The following is an 18142-nucleotide window of genomic DNA, read 5'->3' as shown; positions in this document are numbered from 1 at the left end:
GACCTTCCCCGCGCCGTCCCCGCCTCAGCGCCCCGCGACCGGCATGCCGATGCGCGGCAGCCAGCTGCGCAGGCAGGGCGAGGTCACCACGGTGGACACGATCGCCATGATGACCAGCATGGTGAACATCTGCTGGGAGATCACGCCGAGGTCGTATCCGACGTTGATGATGATGAGCTCCATCAGGGCGCGGGTATTCATCATGATGCCGAGTATGCTGGCTTCATGGCGGTTCAGCCCGACCGCGCGCGCCGAGACGTAGGCGCCGCCGAACTTGCCGATGGTGGCCAGCGCGAGAATCAGCGCGCACCAGCCCCATGCCGCCATGCTGTCGAGGCTGCCGATGTTGGTCCGCAAGCCGGTATAGGTGAAGAAGATCGGCAGGAAGAAAACCACAACGAAAGGCCCGATGCGCTCCTTCCAGGCTTCGACGAAGGCGCTTTCGTCATGCAGGATCACACCCATCATGAAGCCGCCGAAGATGGCGAAGATGCCGAGCTGGAAGGTCGTCATCGATGCCAGGAACACGACTGCGAGCACGATGCCGAGCAGGTTGTGCGACAGGCCGTTGCGGGCGACGTCGAAACGCCGCATCAGGTGCTTGAGCAGCGGACGCACAACGAACCAGCAGAACAGCAGGAAGGCCAGCACCATGCCGCACTTGGCGGCGAAGCCGGGGCCGTCGAACCGGGAGACCGTCAGCATGGTCACCAGGGCCAGCAGCAGCCAGCCCACCACGTCGTTGATCGCGGCCGCGCTGATGGCGATCACGCCGATCTGGCTGCGCGTCATGCCGAACTCCATCATGATGCGGCCGAGTATCGGCAGCGCGGTGATGGAAAACGCGGTGGCCACGAACAGCGCCGAGGCGGTGACATCGACGCCGGGCGACAGCACCGGCGCGGCTGCATAGCCGACGCCGAGGCCGAGCGCGAACGGCAGCGCCAGGCTGGCGACCGACACCCACAGCACCGCCTTGCGGTTCCGGCGCTCCGTCAGGTGCGCGAAATCGAACTCCAGCCCGATCTGGAACATCAGCAGCACCAGGCCGATCTGCGACAGCATCTGCATCGGCTCCGGCGCGGCCGAGCGGAACACGTAGTTGAAGGTGTCGGGCGCCAGCAGGCCGAACAGCGACGGCCCGAGCAGGATGCCGACGATGATTTCCCCGACCGCGGCAGCCTGACCGAAGCGCCGGGCGATGGCGGTACCGATGCGGGCGGCGAGCACGATCACGGTCAGCTGTATCAGCACGAAGAACAGCAGGGTTTCCATCTTGTGCACCGAGACGGCGTCGTGGACCTGGGCTGTAATGCTCATGTTGGATATCCGGAGTAATGCGGTCTCAGACGAGGCCGCCGTTGATGGAGATGATCTGGCCGGTGATGTAGGCGGCGCGCGTCGAGGCCAGGAATCCGACCAGGTCGGCCACCTCCTGCGGCTGGCCGGCGCGTTTCATGGGCACCATGCGTTCTATGGCCTGCTTGTCGAACGCGCCCTCGATCATGTCGCTGTCGATGATGCCGGGCGCCACCGCATTGACCGTGATGCCGCGGCTGGCCACCTCGAGGGCGAGCGACTTGGTGGCCGCGTTGAGCGCGCCCTTGGCGGCGGCGTAATTGACCTGGCCGCGATTGCCGGCCAGCGCCGCGACCGAGGACATGTTGATCACCCTTCCCCAGCGGCTGCGGATCATCGGCATCATCAGTGCATGGGTGACGTGGAAGAAGCCGTTGAGCGAGACATCGATGACCGACTGCCACTGGGATTCGCGCATGCCCGGGAACACCGCGTCGTCGTGAATGCCGGCGTTGTTGACGAGGATCTGTATCGGCTGGCTGTCCACGAGCGGCGCCAGCACATCGCTCACCCGGGCGCCGTCGGTGACGTCGAACACCAGCACCTCGGCCTGGCCGCCGGACGCGCGGATGCTGTCGACCACGGCCTGCGCCTGGTCCCGCCTGCGATTGGCATGGACATAAACATGATGGCCGTCGGCGGCCAGCGTGTGGCAGATGGCGGCGCCGAGGACGCCGCTGCCGCCGGTAACGAGTGCGTGTTTCATGTGTGGGTCGTCATTTCATGGTTCGTCGGACGGGGCAGCGGTCGGAGATCATGCGCCGATGAGATGGCCGGCGTCGATGACGACCGCGGCGCGTCCTTCCAGCAGCACTTTGCCGTCGCCCTGCACCGAGAAATCGTAGAGAACGCTGTTGCCGTCGCCGCTGAAGCGCTGCACCTCGATCGCGAGTTCGCCCGCGATGTCGTCGAGGCGGGCGACGTGCAGTTGCACATTGCGCAGGCTGACCAGGTAGCCCGCGCGCGGACGGGCGCTGTTCTCAGCACCGAGGGCACCGAGGGTATCGAGCGCGCCGTGCACCGCCATGGCCTGCGCGGCATACTCGACGCCGCACACGGCCGCCAGCCTGCCGCGCGCGCGCAGCGGGTTGGCGCTGTCGCGGTGGCTGCTCGCGGCGCAGCGCACCCCCTGCCCGCTCCAGCTTTCGACCCGATCCAGCAGCAGCATGTCGTGCTGATGGGGAATGCGGGCGGCGATCCAGTCGCGGTCTAGCTGCATGGCGTCATGGCGACGGCAATGGCGCAGCCGTCGAGGTAGTCGAGCACGACGCTGCCCGGCGTTCCCGCGGCCAGCTGGCCGAGCATCGGCAGCGCGCGGGCGGCGGGAATCGCCATCCTCAGGGCCTCGAGCCGGAGGTCGGCCATGCGGGCGGCCGGGGCATCGCACAGCTCGGCCTCGATGCGGGCCAGCGATCGCGCGCCCTGGCTCGGGCTGATGACGAGTGCGACCGCGCACTCATGGGGAATCGGGCGGGTGCTGCGCAGGGGCTCCGGATACGGCGTGTCGGCGGCGATCAGCAGCACCGGCCTGTCCTCGCATCGCACCTGCGCCAGCGTTTCCAGCAGGCCGGCGCCGAAACTGCCGTCGTAGGCGCACAGCACGGAAGACGGCGCCATGGCGCCGCTGGCGATGCTCCAGTAGCCGGAGGCGGCGTTGTGCACCGAATTGTGGAAGCGCGTTGGCGAAATCTGCCGGTCGTCGGAAGCCAGCATCTGGCAGATCTCATGGCAGTTCGCGCCGTCGCCGCCGGATGCGGTGAACACGGTCGGCAGCGTCGCCACGTCGGCGCCCGCGTGCGCGGCTGCCTGGTAGCCGGCGGCCAGCGAAATCTTGACGATGGCGCCGCAGCGCCGGCGTTCGGCGGCCGGCAAGGCGGCGGGCGCCGGGATGACGGTGGGCTGCGACTGAAAGTCTTGCCCGCCTGTCAGGATGGCGCGGGCGCCGGCCCAGTCATGGAATCCCGGCCCGATCAGGCCGATGCCATCGATGTATGCGTGAAATCTTGCCATGTCAGTTGGCCCGGCTCAGCACCAGGCTGCAGTTGGTGCCGCCGAACCCGAAGGAATTGCTGAGCACATGGCGCAGGGGCTGATCGCGGTTGGCGAGCAGATAGTCGAGCCGCAGCGCCGGATCGACCTGGGCGGTATTTACCCCGCCCGGCATGAAGCCGTGTCGCAGCGCCAGCGCGGAAATCACCGCTTCGAGTCCGCCCGCCGCGCCGAGCGTATGGCCGGTGGCGCCCTTGGTCGAGCTGCAGGGCGTGCCCGCGCCGAACAGGCCGGCCACCGCCTTGCCTTCCGAGGCGTCATTGCTCGGCGTGGCGGTGCCGTGCAGGTTGATGTAGTCGATCTGGTCCGGCCGCAGTCCGGCGTCGCGCAGCGCCTGCTCCATCGCGAGCCGCGCGCCCGCGCCCTCGGGATGCGGCGAGGACATGTGATGGGCGTCGCTCGACTCGCCGATCCCGGTCACCAGCACCGCGTCGGCGTCCAGGCTCGGCGGCGCGGCCTCCAGCAGGACCAGGGCGGCGGCCTCGCCGATCGAGATGCCGCTGCGGTCGGCCGCGTAGGGCCGGCACGGCTGGGCGGAAGTCAGACCGAGCGAGTTGAAGCCATAGAGGGTGGTCAGGCACAGCGAATCGACGCCGCCGACGATCGCCGCATCGATCAGGCCGGCCGCCATCATGCGGCGCGCGGAAGCAAATGCCTTGGCGCTCGACGAGCAGGCGGACGACACAACGAAGGCCGGACCGGCGAGGCCGAGACAGGCGCGTGCGAACTCGGCGGCGGAAAAGGTGCTGTGCGTCTGGCGGTAACGGAAGTCCGGCGGCAGCGCGCCGGTCCCCGGATCGCGGCGCCGATAGGCATGCTCGGTTTCGAGAATGCCGGACGTGCTGGTGCCGAGGAAGACGCCGACGCGGCGCGTACCGTGCCTGGCAATGCTGGCCTCCACCGCCTGGCGGAAGCCGTCCAGTTCCAGCGCCATTTGCAGCAGGCGGTTGTTGCGGCAATCGTAGTCGCGCACGTCGGCGCGCATCGCCACCTCATCCACGCCCTCGACCGCGCCGATCCAGGTATCGAGATCGACATCGTCGAAATCGCAGTGGCGCAGTCCGCTGCGGCGCGTGCGCAGTGCCTCCAGCATCTCTGCCTGGCCGCGGCCGATGCAGCTGGCGGCGGTGAAATGCGCGAGATGCAGCGGCGATAGATGCAGCGGTTTCAATTCAATACGTCCGTGAGCGTTGAATAAGGGCACGATTCTAGCAAACGCGGCGCGCCCTTCCGTTGCTTAATCGCCCAGATCGGCGACCAGAAGTATGTTGGCGAACGGCGTGCCCTTGTTCATCGGCAGGCTGCGTACGCGGAAGCCGAGCTTCTCGAGCGCGGTTTTCCAGTCGGCGAGCGGCCGGCAGTACATGCGGCTGTTGCGATGCCCGCGCACGAAGGTGACGATTCTGTCAACCCAGACGCTGGCGAGGAAGGGCAGGCCGGCGGCCGCGTCCCCGACCCGCAGCACGAGCCGCCCGCGCGGCGCGAGCGCATCGCGCACCCGGCGCAGCACATCGTCCTGCGCTTCGATGCTCACATAGTGCAGGACGTCGAGGATGACGACGGTGTCGGCCTTGCCGAAATCGGTGCTGCACATGTCGCCGGCGGTGAAGCGGGCGGCGTTTCCCAGCGCCCGCTGCGCGCGCGCGACGTCGCGCGGCATCAGCTCGATGCCGTGTATGGAAACCGCCGACGGCGCGGCCGGCCAGTGGGCGGGCCACTGCCCCTTTTCATGCGCAGCCTTCGCGCTCAGCAGCCAGGATGCCAGCAGGCCCTGGCCGCAGCCGATGTCGAGGATGCGGCTGCGCTCGCCGATCAGGCCGTGCTCGAGCAGGCCGACGAAAACGGGGTCGCCTCCCAGCTTGCCGCGCGCGAAATGCCAGGCGAACTTGCCGGCGGCACGGTAGGGAGCGGAAGCGGTATCGATGAGTTGTTTAACGAACTGGCTGGTCATGGGTCGGTTGCAGGGCGGCGTCGAGGGTGATGAATTGGAGTCCGGCGGCGGCGGCGGCGTCGAGCACGATGGGCAGCGCTTCCAGGATGACCGGCTTGCCCGCGGACGTGCGCGCGCAGTTGCCGTCGTGGAGCAGCAGGATCGCGCCGGGGCGCAGGGCGCCGAGCAGCCGGTCGGCCACCTGGCGCGGGTCGCCCCGGCGGGTATCGAAGCCGCGCCGGGTCCAGGCGGCGAGCCGCAGGCCGAGGCGCGCCAGCACCGGGTCGAGGAAGGGATTGCGCAGTCCGGCCGGCGCGCGGAAAAAGCGCGGGCGGCGGCCGGTGATGGCGGTCAGCGTCTCCTGCCCCGCGCGGATCTCCTTGTGCAGGCCGGCGAGGCCCATCAGGGAAAAATGATGGCGATGATGCTGGCTGTGGTTTTCCACCGCGTGGCCGCGGGCGACGATCTCCCGGACCAGTTCCGGATGACGCGCGGCGCGCTCGCCGATACAGAAAAAGCTCGCCCTGACGCCGTGGCGGTCCAGCAGGTCCAGCACCCGCGGCGTCACGTCGGGATCCGGTCCGTCGTCGATGGTCAGCGCGATCTCCCGGCGCGCCGCGCAAGCGGCGGGCAGCCGCGTCCAGTTCGGCCCGAGCCAGGTGCTGCGCGGCCACAGGCCCACGAAGGTCAGCAGCGCATGATTGGCGGCGATGACCGCCAGTACGATCGCCCACCGCGAGGGCGCCAGCGCGAGCGCGGGAAGCGCGGCCGCGTGGAGCAGGATGCTGATGCGCACCAGCACCGGCATGCGCCAGGCCATGGCCGGGGTGCCTGTCGCCTGCTCTGTGTTCATGGATGTCTGCATGGGATGCGGTCGAGGAAGTGACGCCACAATGGCGCCCAGGTCGCCAGCTCGTGCCGGCCCGGAATCGTGTACGTGCAGCGGGCATCGAGCAGCGAGGCCATCAGCGCCAGGGCCGGAGCATACCGGTCCTGCTCGCCATAGGCCAGGTGTACTTCCAGCCGCCGCTCGCCGGCCTGCTGCAGGCAGCGCCATAGCCGGCGCTCCGCATCGTCCGCGCTTTCCGCCGCACGCCACTGCCGTGGTCCGCCGGCGCGCCGGATCTCGCCCAGCGTCAGGTTGTCGCCCGGGTAAGGCGCGAGCAGGCAGAGACCGTGCGCGACACCAGGAAAAGCGTCGGCGCACGCCCCCGCCACCGACCCGCCTATCGATATGCCGCACAGCCAGATGCGATCGTAGCGTTGCGCGGCCGTCGCCAGCAGTTCCCGCTGCAGCAGCCCGGTGGCGACGCCATTGCTGACGTCGCCGATGAACGGCAGGCCGAAGTCGACCAGCGCCACGTCCGCGGCCAGGCCCCGCTCCCTCACCGCGGCCGCGAAGCCCGCCTGCAGCAAGTCTTCGGGTTGCTGCATCGCGCCGGGCAGCAGCACGAAGAGCGTGCGTGCGTGTCCGCTGAAATGGTCGTGAAGCACGCGCATCGCGCTAGCCTCCGCCGCGCGGCCGGCGGCCGGAAAACGCGGCCGCGAACACCAGCGCCAGCACGGCGCCAGGCCCGACGGTGCTGCCGATGGCATTGAGCACCGGGACCTCGGACAATGCGAGCATCCCGAAGCCCACCACCGTGGTGAAGTTGGCGAAAGCGAGCGAGGTCAGGGTTGCCGGCGGCAGGCTGGCGGCGATGCCGCCATGCGCGTCCTGCCCCCCGCCCGGCGCGCTGAAGAACAGCGCGTAGTTGGAACCGACCGCGACCACGAGCAGCATGCCGATCAGGTGCAGGATGTTGAGCTTGTGCCCGCCCAGCACCAGCATGCCCAGCACGACCGCCACGGTCGCCGCCAGCGGCAGCACCACCCGTCCCACCGCCCGCAGCGAGCGCAGCGACCACCACAGGAGCAACAGGATGACCGCGACGCCGGCCAGGGACAGCAGCACCGCCTGCTTCATGTAGCCGGCATACAGCCGGTCCGATTCCACCTTGAGATCGACATACAGGGTATCGGGCGTACTCGATGCGGCGATGGCGGCGCTGACCGCGCGGGCGTCGATCGCATCGCTGCCCGCCGCCGCCGTCAGCGGCATCAGCGCCAGCCAGCGCGAGTCGCGCTGAAACAGCAGGGAATCGACCGCCAGCGCGAACGAGGTGCCGTCCAGGTCGGACCGGTCGATGAGGCCGCCCGCCCGCGCGGCCGCCAGATCGGCGACAAACGGCCTGAGCACTTCGGCGCGCACCGGCAGTCCGGCAATCGCCTCGCGCAGATCGGAGTCGCCGGCGATCTCGGGCAGGCTGGCCAGGCGCGCCCGCTGCGTGGCCTCGCTCGGCAGATAGCGGGCCGGACTCTCATAGGCGGCGAGACGGCCCTCGGCCACCAGCCTGTCGAGCTGAACGCCTACCGCCTCGGCGGCCTGCAGCGCCGCTTCCCGGCTTGCGGCGGTCGCCACCACCATGCTGCGCACGTCGGGCGCGCCCATGTCGGCGCGCAGCATGGCGTCGACCGCCTGGTCGCGTGCCGGCACCGGGCTCAATGCGGCGAGTTCCGGATTCCACAGGCTGGCGCGCTGGTGGTAGACCAGCGCGCAGGAAGCCAGCGCAAGCAGGAGCACCGGCAGGCGCAGCGCCGGCGCCATGCGCGCGGCCGCCTGCAGCCGCAGGCCGAGGGCGGATACGTCGCGCACCCGAAAGCCCGCCGGCAGCAGGTGCGGCAGCACGAAGCGGGTCACCGCCGCCGCCGCGAGCAGGCCCGCGATGGAATACAGGCCGAGCTGCGCCAGCCCCGGAAAATCGGACAGCAGCAGCGAGGCAAAGCCGGCGATCGAGGTCAGCACGCCGAGACGTATCGTGGGCCAGAAATCGCGTACCCATGCTTCCTGGCTGCCCTGGTCGGCCTGCCGCGACTGCACGAACAGGTAGATCGAGTAGTCCACCGCCTCGCCGATCAGCGTCGTGCCGAAGCCGAGCGTGAGCCCGTGCACGATGCCGAAGCCGAGGCTGACCGCGGCCACGCCGACGAACGCGCCGGACACCACCGGCAGCATGCCGAGCGCCAGCGCGGTGAACGAGCGGTACACCAGCAGCAGCAGCACCGCGATGACCACGGTGCCGAGCACCGACAGCCGCTTGACTTCCTGTTCGATGGTGGCGCGCGAGATCACCGAAAACACGCCCGGCCCGGTGGCTTCCATGCGGACCGCCGACGCCCGTGGCTGCGAGGCCGCGACCGCCGCCTCGAAGGCGGCACGCACGCTCGCCAGCGCGCGTTCCTGCCCATCGGTGTCGCTGCCGCTGGCGACCGTCTGCACCAGCAGCAGCGCTCGCTGCCCGTCGCGCGATGCCCACGCCCCTTCGCTCAGGGTGGGGCGGCCGCCGGCATTGAGCTGCGTGAACAGCTGCACCATCTCGCCGGTCGGGTCGCGCGGCAGCAGCTGCCTGACCATCATGCCTGCCGGCGAGGCGAGCAGATCGATGCTGTCCTGGATCGCGGCCCGCATGCCCTCGGCGCTGAAGCGCTCCGGACGCACCGCCGCACTGAGCAGATAGCGATTGTCGAACAGGAAGGCACGGTCCTTCTCGGCATGCACCGGCTCGCCGTTGTTGACCGCGGCGAAGGCCGGGTCCCTCCGCAGCCGCGCGGCCATGCCCCTGGACACCCCGGCGCGGGCCGCGGGATCGCCGCCTTCCAGCCCGATCAGCATCAGGCGCGAGACCACGCCGTCGCTGAGCTGGTCCAGCAGCACCTGCTGCTCCCTGGTTGGCGACTTTGGCAGGAAAGCGGAAAGATCGGCGGTGAAGCTGCTGCGCGCGATCACCACGCCGCACAGCAGCAGGCCGGTCAGCCAGGCGGCGATCGCGATCCTGCGACGGGATGAGGCCGCATGCTTCATTTGCCGCCGATTCGATCGATGTTCATGACGGTACGGTCGCCGTCGGTCTGGATGATCTCGATGCTGCGCAACTCATCCCTGGCGCCGGCGATGCGGATCAGGTGGACGCTGCGGCCGACCGCCGCGTCGGTGGGCGTCAGCGCGAGCGTCCAGTTGGCCGGGGCGCCTTCCAGCCGCAGCCGGAAGGCCCGCTCCAGCTGTCTGCGGTCGCCGGCAAGCGCCCCGCGCATACTGTCGATGAGCGCCGCGACTTCGGGGTATTCCTGCATCCTGACGCTGTGCTTCTGCTGGCCGCGCTCCAGCGTCATCGTGTCGCCCTCGACCAGCATGCGCTCCGGCCGCGGCTTGACGGTGCGCTTTTCGAGCCGGTCGGGCGGGGTGTAGTTGAGTTCGCCCGAGGACTCGACCGGCCGGTCGAGCATGGCAATGTATTTTTTTTCGACGAATGCGGCGCGGCCCGGCCGGGCCTGGGCGAGCGACTGCATGAGCTGGTCGATGTCCCAGCCTGCGGCACCGGCGGCACCGGGCAGCATGGCGCAGGCAAGCGCAAGCGCGGACAGCGCTCGCTTGAAGAAGACCGTCGGTGTGGCGTCCATGATCAGGATTCCCGCTCGCCTGGCGAGCCGTTCGTTGTCGGGCGTCCGGCTTCCGGCGCGGACCAGAAGCTGAAGAAATTGAACCAATTGTAGGGCGCTCGCCGGCAGCCGTTTTCCATCAGCTGCGCGTATCGCTCGACCGCCTGCCGGATCGCGGCCTGCCGCTGCCCCGCCGGCGTCGCCGAGAAATCCGCGAGCTTTTCGAAACGGACTTCATAGCGGTTGCCGCCGAGGTAGAGACCGACCATGAACAGCACCGGCCGCCGCATGATCGCCGCCATGCGGAACGGCCCGTCCGGCAGCCGCGCCTCGCCGCCGAGCATGGTGACCGCCACCCTGCTGTCGTCGGCCAGGCCGCGGTCGGCCAGCATGCCGACCACCGCCCCCTGCTGCATCGCCTCATGGATCTTCAGCATCGAATCGAGATGCCCGAGACCGATCACGTCCTGGGTGGCGCCCGGGCTGATGGCCGACAGGATGGCGTTGATCTTGCGCGCATTCTCCTCGTACATCGCCATCACCACCTTGAGCGAGGTGTCGCGCCGGCCGATGGCGCGCAGCGCCTCGAAGCTGCCCATGTGCGCGCCGATGAGGAAGGCGCCCTGCCCGTCCGCCAGCGCCTGGCGCATCAGCTCTTCGCCGTGGATGCGGATGTCGAACAGGTCGAAGCGCCGGTTGAGCAGGTAGATCCGGTCGTGGATGGTCGAGGCAAACCAGAAGAAGTGCTTGTAGATATCCCGCCAGCGCGCGCGCCGCCCGAGCACCCGCGAGAGATACGCGGAGGACGCGCGGCGGCTCGCCGACGCGAACAGCAGAAAATAGCCGGCGATCAGATGCAGCACCACGCGGCCGGCGCCGCGCCCGAGATGCAGCGAAATCCAGGTCATGATGCGCAGCATCAGCATGTTGCTGCGCTCCGGCCGGCTGGCCCATTCCGCGCTTGCGCTCTTGCCCGCTTCCATGCCGCTCACTCCGGTCCGGCCTGCAGCACGCCGCTGGCGACGCGCCTGTCGCCGCTCAGGACAGTGAAGGCGATCCTGCCGCCATTCGCCCCCGCGGATGCGTCATATTCCACCGTCAGCGGTTCGCCGGGCGCGACCGGACTGGCGAACTTGACCGAAGCGATGCGGCAGCGGTCGAGGCTCAGACCGCAGGCCGTCCCGATCGCGCACAGCGCCTCATCGAGCAGCACCACGCCTGGCAGCACCGGCGTGCCGGGGAAATGCCCGGCGTAGGCGGGATGGTCGGCGGCGACGGCCAGCGCCACGCGCGTCATGCTCATGACCTGCTCTCGTCCGCCTGGGCGACCAGCGATCGCAGCAGCGCATGCAGGGCTTCGCGCGGCAGCTTGCCGGTCGCATTGCGCGGCAGCGCATCGACGAAGTGCAGCGGGCGCGGCAGGAACACCGGATCGATGCGGTCGCGCAATGCGCGCAAGACGGCGGCGGCCGTCAGCCCCGGCGCCACCACGAAGGCGGCGAGCCGGGTGACGCCATCGATGTCATGCTCGTCCGGCATGAAGAATGCGCCGTCGGCCACGCCCGGAATTGCGGTGAGCTGCAGGTTGAGATAGGCGAGCGAATTGCGCTTGCCGGCGATGTTGAGCATGTCCGCGCGCCGACCGTGGAGCAGAAAGCGATCCTCGCCGACGAGTTCGATCACGTCCTGCATCTCGGTCGGCTGTTCGACATGGCCGCCGTGGGCGATGGTCATGTCGCCGTCCTGGCGGAAGCGCACGCCGGGAAAGAGCTGCCACTCCTGCGTGCGCGCCGTGTGGCGAACCGCGATCTGGCCGGTTTCGGTGCTGCCGTAGATTTCCAGCAGCGGCGCATCGAAAGCCGCCTCGAGCTCGACCGCCAGGCCGACCGACAGGGGCGCCGTGGCGGACACCACCAGGTCTGCGGCCGGCAGGTCGAGTCCGGCGGCGAGCAGCGCGCGCAGATGCACCGGCGTCGACACCAGCGTGCGCGGACGCGGCACCGCCTGCAGCGCATGGACGATGTCCGCCGGATAGAAGGACCGCGCGGCGACCATGGCGCTGCCGCTCTGCATCACCACCAGCACCGTCGACTCGAAACCGTACATGTGCTGCGGCGGCACGGTGCCGATGACCGCGTGGCGGCGGCCGTCGTTCAGGCCCCACAACTGCGCTTCGGCCTGCACGTTGCGCACCAGCGCCCCCCAGGTCTTGCGGTGCGGGATCGGCGTGCCGGTGGAGCCGGATGTGAATACCTGGGCCACGATCTGCTCCACGCTGATCGACGGCACGGCGAATGCGGTCGGTTCAGGCCGCGCGCCGCCTTCGGGGAACCGTACCTGCGGCAGCGCGATCGCGCAGTCCGCCGCATCCGTGAGGCAGAACACATCGGGCGCGTAGGCCAGCATCTGCCGGATCATTTCCGGCGTCTGCGTCGAGGGCAGCAGGCTGATCTTGTCGGACAGCAGCGCGGCGCACAGGCCGACCATGAAACGGTAGCGGTCGCCGCAGGCATTGAGCATGTGGCCGCCCGCCGGGAGCAGGCCGCGCAGGCGCTCGACATCGGCCAGGAATTGCGCCGCCGTCACCGGCTCGCCGTCGCGCCAGGCGATGATGCTGTCGGCGCTGGGATGGGTTATCAGGGGAAGTGAAGCCATGGTATTGAGAAATCCGGCGCTGCCCGCGTCGCTAGCGCGCCTGCGTTTTCCAGAAGGCCTTGACCCCGTCCATGATGTGCGCATGCCGCATCCGTGGATGCAGGCGGCGCCGCACGATGTATTCGACGACGAACATCAGCGCGATCAATGGCGCGGTGAAGAAATTGGCGAAGGCGGACCAGACAACGAGCGGCGCGGCGAGGAACAGCGCGGTCGACAGCGTCGCCATCGCGCCGAAGAACCAGACCCAGGCCCGGGTGACGCTGCGCGTGTAAGCAGCGAGTTCAGGCGACAGCTCGCCGTGCATCATGCGCGCAAAGCCGGTCACCATCGGCTCCCGCCCCGGCCCCAGCGTGCGCGCGAAGCCGAGGCAGAGCAGCAGTTCGGTGCCCGCGTGTTCGATCCAGTAGATGGTGCTGTACAGCCGGGTCACGTGGTCCCAGCCGACGCCGAGCGCGGCGAAACCGGCGCCCAGCAATGTCAGCGCGACGCCACGTCGCTCTGCATGCCAGGCCATCGAGACCGACAGGAAGATCAGCGGCGCGAGCGCCACCAGCGTGCCGAGGGTTTCGGTGCCGCGGATGTTGGTGTAGTGGGCGAGCAGCGCATAGCCGAGCGCGAGGACGAGGATGCCGGCCCGGCGTGCGTGGCGCACCAGTGCCCGCATCAGGACGCCCGGTGTTCGCCGATGTACTGGCTCAGGCTGCGCAGGGAGCTGAAGATGCGGTGGTTGTTGTCGTCGTCGGCGCGAAGCTGCAGGCCGTAGCGCTTGGACACCACCAGTGCCAGCTCGAGCACGTCGATCGAGTCGAGGCCGAGGCCGTCGCCATAGAGGGGATCGTCAGGATTGATCTGGTCGGCGCTGACTTCCAGGTTGAGCGCCTCGACGATCAATTCGGCGACTTCGGTTTGCAGCGAAAGGTCGGGAGAGACGGCGCTATCGGGAGTCATGGTGTCGATCTTCTTGCAAAGTATCCAGAAACAACCGCTTCCGGCGCTCTTCTGTCCATAAAAAAGCGGAGAAGCGGAGGGCGTGACAGGTCAGCTATGTTACCAGCGGGGAATGGGCTGCTTCAAGGTTAATTTATTGCCGGAACGGCTGGCGGATGAAGCCTGTCTTCATCAAGCGACATCGCCGCACGGCCGCACGCAGCGTGGTCGCGGGAGATCAGCCTGGAATCTTGAATGCCGCCGACGCCGGATGCGCCGGGAAGGATGCGCAGGCGGCCTGCGGCCCGCTCGCGCCCTCTCGAAAGAGGGAAAAAATCTGGTGCCCAGAAGAGGACTCGAACCTCCACAGTGTTGCCACCGCTAGGACCTGAACCTAGTGCGTCTACCAATTCCGCCATCTGGGCGATGGGAAGGCGCGCATTATAGCCAGAACTGCAGCGCGAATGGAAGCGGTTTCGGTGGCCGCCGGCAATCTTTTTTGCCTATCGCGATACGGGCCGCACGGCCTGCCCGTCTTCCGGGCACGCGCGCGCCGCATCAGAACGGCTGCGCGCGCCAGCCGCCTCCTCAGGAATTGAGGCCCGAGCGGTCGGGTTCGGAAGGACTCGATATCTCTTCCAGCGTCCGGTCCACCTGCGCCGAATGCTTGGTCGCCAGGTCGCCGAGCGAGACGATGCCAACCAGGCTGTGGGTCTGCTGGTCGACCACCGGCACGCGCCGGATCTGGCTGTCGCTCATCTGCGCCATCACTTCGTCCACCGGCTGGTCTTCGAAGCACCAGCGCACCTGCGCCGACATCACTTCGCCCACCTGCCCCGCTTCCGGCGCGGTGCCGGCGGCGACCGCGCGCACCGTGATGTCGCGGTCGGTGATCATCCCGACCAGGCGCTCGCCGTCGCACACCGGCAAGGCGCCGACGTTGAGTTCGTCCATCATCTCGGCCGCGCGGCGTATCGTCTCCTGGGGCGCGATGCTGCGCACGTCGCGGGTCATTATGTCTGCAATTCTCTGCATCATCTTCTCCTGTCTGAGGTCTGAAGGGCCGGGTGCCCTGCTCTTCGGTAGACAAGATCCGCGCCGCGGGGTGCAGTGTTTTTTTGACATCGGCGCCGGAACTATCGGCGGCGGCGGCCGCCGAACCTGCGATACGGAGGATGCGAGCCATGGACAGTCCCGATGCAAACCAGGCCGCGCTGGACACCCTGCGCGCCGCCGCGCATGTTCTGCGCGACGATACCGACGTCGATGGCGTGATCGACGCGATCGGCGATGCCGACGTCGTGCTGCTCGGTGAGGCGACGCACGGCACGCGCGAGTTCTACCGCTTGCGCGCGGAAATTTCAAAACGGCTGATCACCGAAAAAGGTTTCGACGCGATCGCCGTCGAGGCGGACTGGCCGGACGCGCTGAGAGTGAACCGCTATATCCGCCCCGCCGAAAATGCCGACAGCGCTCACGAGGCGCTCAACGGTTTCGAGCGCTTTCCGCAATGGATGTGGCGCAATACCGAGATCGTGGAGCTGGTGAGCTGGCTGCGCCTGCAGAACAAGCAGCGCACCGACCGCGAAGGCAAGATCGGGTTTTACGGGCTGGACCTGTACAGCCTGCGCGCATCGATCGACGCCGTGATCCGCTACCTGTCGGAGGTCGACCCGGAGGCGGCGCGCCAGGCGCGCGCCCGGTATGCCTGTTTCGACCATCTCGCCGAGGACCCGCAGCGCTATGGCTATGCCGCCAACTTCGGCATGCGCAAGGATTGCGAAGACGAGGTCGTGCGGCAGCTGGTGGCGCTGACCAGCGACCGCGACCGCCTGCTGGCCGGCGCCGGCGCGGATGAGCTGGACGAGCTGTTCCATGCGCAGCAGAACGCACGCGTGGCGGCCAACGCCGAGGCTTACTACCGCAGCATGTTCCAGGGCGGAAGCGTCTCGTGGAACCTGCGGGACTCGCACATGGACGACACGCTGGCGGCGCTGCAGGAACATATCGGCGGCCGCCGCGGCCGTCCGGCGCGCATCATCGTCTGGGCGCACAACTCGCACATCGGCGATGCGTCCGCCACCGAGATGGGCGACGAAGGACAGCACAACCTCGGCCAGCTGGTGCGGCAGCGTGTGGGCCGCGACCGCTGCTTCCTGCTCGGGTTCTCCACGCATGCCGGCACGGTCACGGCAGCCTCGGAATGGGACAGCCCCGCCGAGCTGAAACAGGTGCGCCCGTCGCATGACCAGAGTTTCGAGCGGCTCTTCCACGACACCGGGCTGCCCAATTTCTTCCTGCCGCTGCGCGCGTCGCCTGCTGCCCGGGACGTGCTGCGTCCACGGCGGCTGGAGCGGGCCATCGGCGTGATCTATCTGCCGCAGACCGAACGCTTCAGTCATTATTTCGAAGCGGCGCTCGCCGAGCAGTTCGACGCCGTCGTGCATTTCGATGAGACGCATGCGCTGCATCCGCTCGAGCGCACCGCCGCGATTCACGATCAGGAGGCGCCGGAGACCTGGCCTTCCGGCATCTGATGTCTCGCCGCCGACGAAAAAAGGGGCCACGCGCGCGTGGCCCCAACTGCTGGGGAACAACAAACTACAACCACTACCACAACACAACAAACTATCTGAGCAGGCGGCCGTCCTTGCCGATCACCGTGATCTCGACAAAATTCGATCCCACCCGGTTGGTCGGCGAGAAGCGCAGGGTGAAACCGCCCCCGTCATAGGGATTGAGGGTCTCCAGTGCGCGCAGCACTTTCTCGCGCGTCGGATTCGGCCCTGCCCGGCGCAGGCCTTCGACCAGCACCTTGGCGCCGACGAATTCCTCGAAGCTCGTGTAGGACACTTCGCTGCCCTGCGGCGCGTATTTCTTCATCAGCTGCTGGTATTCCTTCACCACCGGGATGTTTGCGGTGTACGGATACGGCATCACTTGCGCGACGCCGATACCGCGCGCGCTCTCCGGACCGACCAGACGCACGATTTCCTTCGGATTGACGACGGAAATGTTGACCAGCTGCGCGACCGTCGAGGCCGCACGGATCTGCTTGCTGAACGCGGCGGTGCTGCGGTTCACCGAGATCATCACGATCGCCTGCGGATTGGCCTTGGCCAGCTGCGCCACCGCCTGTTCCACCTTGTCGGTGTTCTTCTCGTAGGCGCCGGTGCCGACCAGCTCCAGCCCCCGCTTTTTCAGCGCCGCCTCGACGCCGGCGAGCCCCGCCTTGCCGAAGGGGTCGTCCTGGTACATCACGCCGATGCGCTTCATGTTCAGCATCACCAGCTGGTTGACGATGCCTTCCGCCTCGTCGGCGTATCCGGCGCGGATATGGAAGATGTAGGGATTGAAAGGCGTGCGCAGAATCTCGCCGCCCGTGTACGGCGCCACGAGCGCGATGCCGGCCTTTTCCAGCACCTTCTGCGCCAGCAGCTCGCCGACATTGCCGGTGCCGGCAAAGCCGATCAGCGCCAGCGCGCCATCCTTGTCGATGGCTTCGCGCGTCAGCCGCAGGGTCTCGTCGACCTTGTAGCCATCGTCCTTGATCACGTGGCGGATCCGCTTGCCGTGGACCCCGCCCTGCTCATTGACGTGATCGAAGTAGATCTTCGCGCCGAGCACCATGTCCTTGCCGGTCTCGGCCAGCACGCCGGAAAGCGGCGCCACTTGCCCGATCACGATTTCGTCAGCCGCCGATACCGCGACCGAGAAGGCCGCTCCCGCACATCCAACCGCGAACCGCAACCAGGCAAGTGCCTTCACGTCAGCCCTCCACCGTCTTGATGACCGTCGGGCGAACCGGCGCCGTCTCGGTCTTGCGTCGCCTGGCGAACTCGGCCAGTTCGCCGACGATGCCGCGGCGGAAGGCGAGCACGCAGACGATGAAGATGAAGCCGGTGACGATGGTGACCGACTCGCCGATGGTGTTGAACCATTCGATGCCGGTGATCGCCGCCAGCATGTTGCCGAAGTCGCCCAGCTTGTTCTCCAGCGCGATGATCACGATCGCGCCCACCACCGGACCGGTCAGCGTGCCGAGACCGCCGACCAGCGTCATCAGCACCACCAGGCCCGACATCGACCAGTGCACATCGGTCAGCGTCTCGAAGCCGAGGACGACAGTCTTGGTCGCGCCAGCCAGGCCCGCCAGACCCGCGGAGAGCACGAACGCGAGCAGCTTGTACTTGTCCACGTCATACCCGAGCGACACCGCGCGCGGCTCGTTCTCCTTGATCGCCTTGAGCACCTGCCCGAACGGCGAATGCACGGTGCGCAGGATCAGCGCAAAGCCCGCCACGAAGATCGCCAGCACCACGTAGTACATCGTCATGTCGCTGCCGAGATCGACCAGGCCCAGCAGCTTGCCGCGCGGGACGCCCTGCAGGCCGTCCTCGCCGCCGGTGAACGGCGCCTGCAGGCAGACGAAGAACAGCATCTGCGCCAGCGCCAGCGTGATCATCGTGAAGTAGATGCCCTGGCGCCGGATCGCCAGCGCACCCATGAGCAGGCCGATCAGCGCGGCCGCCGCCACCCCGCCGAGCAGGCCGAGTTCGAACGGCAGGCCCCACACCTTGAGCATGTGGCCGGCCACATAGCCCGCGCCGCCGAAGAACGCCGCATGCCCGAACGACAGCAGCCCGGTAAAGCCGATCAGCAGGTTGAAGGCGCAGGCAAACAGCGCAAAGCACAGCACCTTCATCAGGAACACCGGGTAGACGAAGAACGGCAGCGCCAGGG

The 18142-nt window shown here is 68.1% G+C and carries 17 protein-coding genes, 1 tRNA gene and 1 pseudogene; 1 reads left to right on the top strand and 18 read right to left on the bottom strand.

Annotated elements, in window-relative coordinates:
* Nucleotides 1–24 precede the first annotated feature (24 nt).
* From NCCP691_RS13075 to NCCP691_RS13000, 16 genes and pseudogenes are all read right to left on the bottom strand, one after another.
* Nucleotides 25–1320: a cation:proton antiporter gene (locus tag NCCP691_RS13075; protein WP_220808978.1), complete on the bottom strand. Its 1296-nt coding sequence runs from the start codon at nucleotides 1318–1320 to the stop codon at nucleotides 25–27.
* A gap of 25 nt (nucleotides 1321–1345) precedes the next feature.
* Nucleotides 1346–2065 carry a 3-oxoacyl-ACP reductase FabG gene (gene fabG, locus NCCP691_RS13070; RefSeq protein ID WP_220808976.1) on the bottom strand — a complete coding sequence of 240 codons (720 nt, stop codon included), beginning with the start codon at nucleotides 2063–2065 and terminating at the stop codon, nucleotides 1346–1348.
* A 48-nt stretch (nucleotides 2066–2113) separates the two neighbouring features.
* Nucleotides 2114–2578 (bottom strand): ApeP family dehydratase, encoded by a 465-nt coding sequence (locus tag NCCP691_RS13065; protein ID WP_220808974.1) that lies wholly within the window; start codon nucleotides 2576–2578, stop codon nucleotides 2114–2116.
* Nucleotides 2569–3369 carry a beta-ketoacyl synthase chain length factor gene (locus NCCP691_RS13060; protein ID WP_220808972.1) on the bottom strand — a complete coding sequence of 267 codons (801 nt, stop codon included), beginning with the start codon at nucleotides 3367–3369 and terminating at the stop codon, nucleotides 2569–2571. Before NCCP691_RS13060 ends, NCCP691_RS13065 begins: the two co-directional genes overlap by 10 nt.
* 1 nt (nucleotide 3370) lies before the next feature.
* A complete protein-coding gene (locus NCCP691_RS13055; RefSeq protein ID WP_238482421.1) occupies nucleotides 3371–4579 on the bottom strand; it encodes a beta-ketoacyl-[acyl-carrier-protein] synthase family protein in 1209 nt (402 codons plus the stop codon).
* 66 nt (nucleotides 4580–4645) lie between these two features.
* Nucleotides 4646–5359, bottom strand: coding sequence for a class I SAM-dependent methyltransferase (locus NCCP691_RS13050; RefSeq protein WP_220808970.1), 714 nt, complete (start codon nucleotides 5357–5359; stop codon nucleotides 4646–4648).
* Nucleotides 5340–6191 (bottom strand): polysaccharide deacetylase family protein, encoded by an 852-nt coding sequence (locus NCCP691_RS13045; RefSeq protein ID WP_220808969.1) that lies wholly within the window; start codon nucleotides 6189–6191, stop codon nucleotides 5340–5342. The genes NCCP691_RS13050 and NCCP691_RS13045 overlap by 20 nt, the downstream gene beginning before the upstream one ends.
* Nucleotides 6188–6838: an alpha/beta fold hydrolase gene (locus NCCP691_RS13040; RefSeq protein ID WP_220808967.1), complete on the bottom strand. Its 651-nt coding sequence runs from the start codon at nucleotides 6836–6838 to the stop codon at nucleotides 6188–6190. The genes NCCP691_RS13045 and NCCP691_RS13040 overlap by 4 nt, the downstream gene beginning before the upstream one ends.
* A 4-nt stretch (nucleotides 6839–6842) precedes the next feature.
* Complete coding sequence (locus NCCP691_RS13035) at nucleotides 6843–9239, bottom strand: MMPL family transporter (protein WP_220808965.1); 2397 nt, start codon at nucleotides 9237–9239, stop codon at nucleotides 6843–6845.
* The gene (locus NCCP691_RS13030; protein ID WP_238482420.1) at nucleotides 9236–9835 is read right to left on the bottom strand and encodes a LolA-related protein; all 600 of its coding nucleotides are present in this window, start codon (nucleotides 9833–9835) and stop codon (nucleotides 9236–9238) included. Before NCCP691_RS13030 ends, NCCP691_RS13035 begins: the two co-directional genes overlap by 4 nt.
* A 2-nt stretch (nucleotides 9836–9837) precedes the next feature.
* On the bottom strand, nucleotides 9838–10797 hold the full coding sequence (locus tag NCCP691_RS13025) for a lysophospholipid acyltransferase family protein (RefSeq protein ID WP_220808963.1): 960 nt from the start codon (nucleotides 10795–10797) through the stop codon (nucleotides 9838–9840).
* Between the two features lie 5 nt (nucleotides 10798–10802).
* A pseudogene (locus tag NCCP691_RS13020) lies at nucleotides 10803–12469 on the bottom strand (AMP-binding protein).
* A gap of 31 nt (nucleotides 12470–12500) precedes the next feature.
* A complete protein-coding gene (locus NCCP691_RS13015) occupies nucleotides 12501–13136 on the bottom strand; it encodes a COG4648 family protein (protein ID WP_220808961.1) in 636 nt (211 codons plus the stop codon).
* Nucleotides 13136–13420, bottom strand: a complete 285-nt coding sequence (locus NCCP691_RS13010; RefSeq protein ID WP_220808959.1) for a phosphopantetheine-binding protein — start codon at nucleotides 13418–13420, stop codon at nucleotides 13136–13138. The genes NCCP691_RS13015 and NCCP691_RS13010 overlap by 1 nt, the downstream gene beginning before the upstream one ends.
* Before the next feature lie 317 nt (nucleotides 13421–13737).
* Nucleotides 13738–13824: transfer RNA gene (locus NCCP691_RS13005), tRNA-Leu, on the bottom strand.
* Nucleotides 13825–13987: 163 nt separating this feature from the next.
* Nucleotides 13988–14434, bottom strand: coding sequence for a CBS domain-containing protein (locus NCCP691_RS13000; RefSeq protein ID WP_220808958.1), 447 nt, complete (start codon nucleotides 14432–14434; stop codon nucleotides 13988–13990).
* A gap of 149 nt (nucleotides 14435–14583) precedes the next feature.
* Here NCCP691_RS13000 and NCCP691_RS12995 point away from each other — a divergent pair, with 149 nt between their 5' ends.
* On the top strand, nucleotides 14584–15936 hold the full coding sequence (locus NCCP691_RS12995; RefSeq protein ID WP_220808956.1) for an erythromycin esterase family protein: 1353 nt from the start codon (nucleotides 14584–14586) through the stop codon (nucleotides 15934–15936).
* A gap of 91 nt (nucleotides 15937–16027) precedes the next feature.
* On the opposite strand, the gene NCCP691_RS12990 is transcribed toward NCCP691_RS12995, so the two are convergent.
* Together NCCP691_RS12990 and NCCP691_RS12985 are read right to left on the bottom strand one after the other, a co-directional pair.
* A complete protein-coding gene (locus NCCP691_RS12990; RefSeq protein ID WP_220808953.1) occupies nucleotides 16028–17167 on the bottom strand; it encodes an ABC transporter substrate-binding protein in 1140 nt (379 codons plus the stop codon).
* A gap of 1 nt (nucleotide 17168) precedes the next feature.
* Nucleotides 17169–18140 (bottom strand): branched-chain amino acid ABC transporter permease, encoded by a 972-nt coding sequence (locus tag NCCP691_RS12985; protein WP_220808951.1) that lies wholly within the window; start codon nucleotides 18138–18140, stop codon nucleotides 17169–17171.
* Nucleotides 18141–18142: the final 2 nt, after the last annotated feature.

Origin of the sequence: Noviherbaspirillum aridicola (assembly GCF_019656455.1) — a bacterium.
GTDB lineage: Bacteria > Pseudomonadota > Gammaproteobacteria > Burkholderiales > Burkholderiaceae_D > Noviherbaspirillum > Noviherbaspirillum aridicola.
The sequence above is the reverse complement of the archived record's forward strand: the minus strand, read 5'-3'. Positions and strand labels throughout refer to the sequence as shown.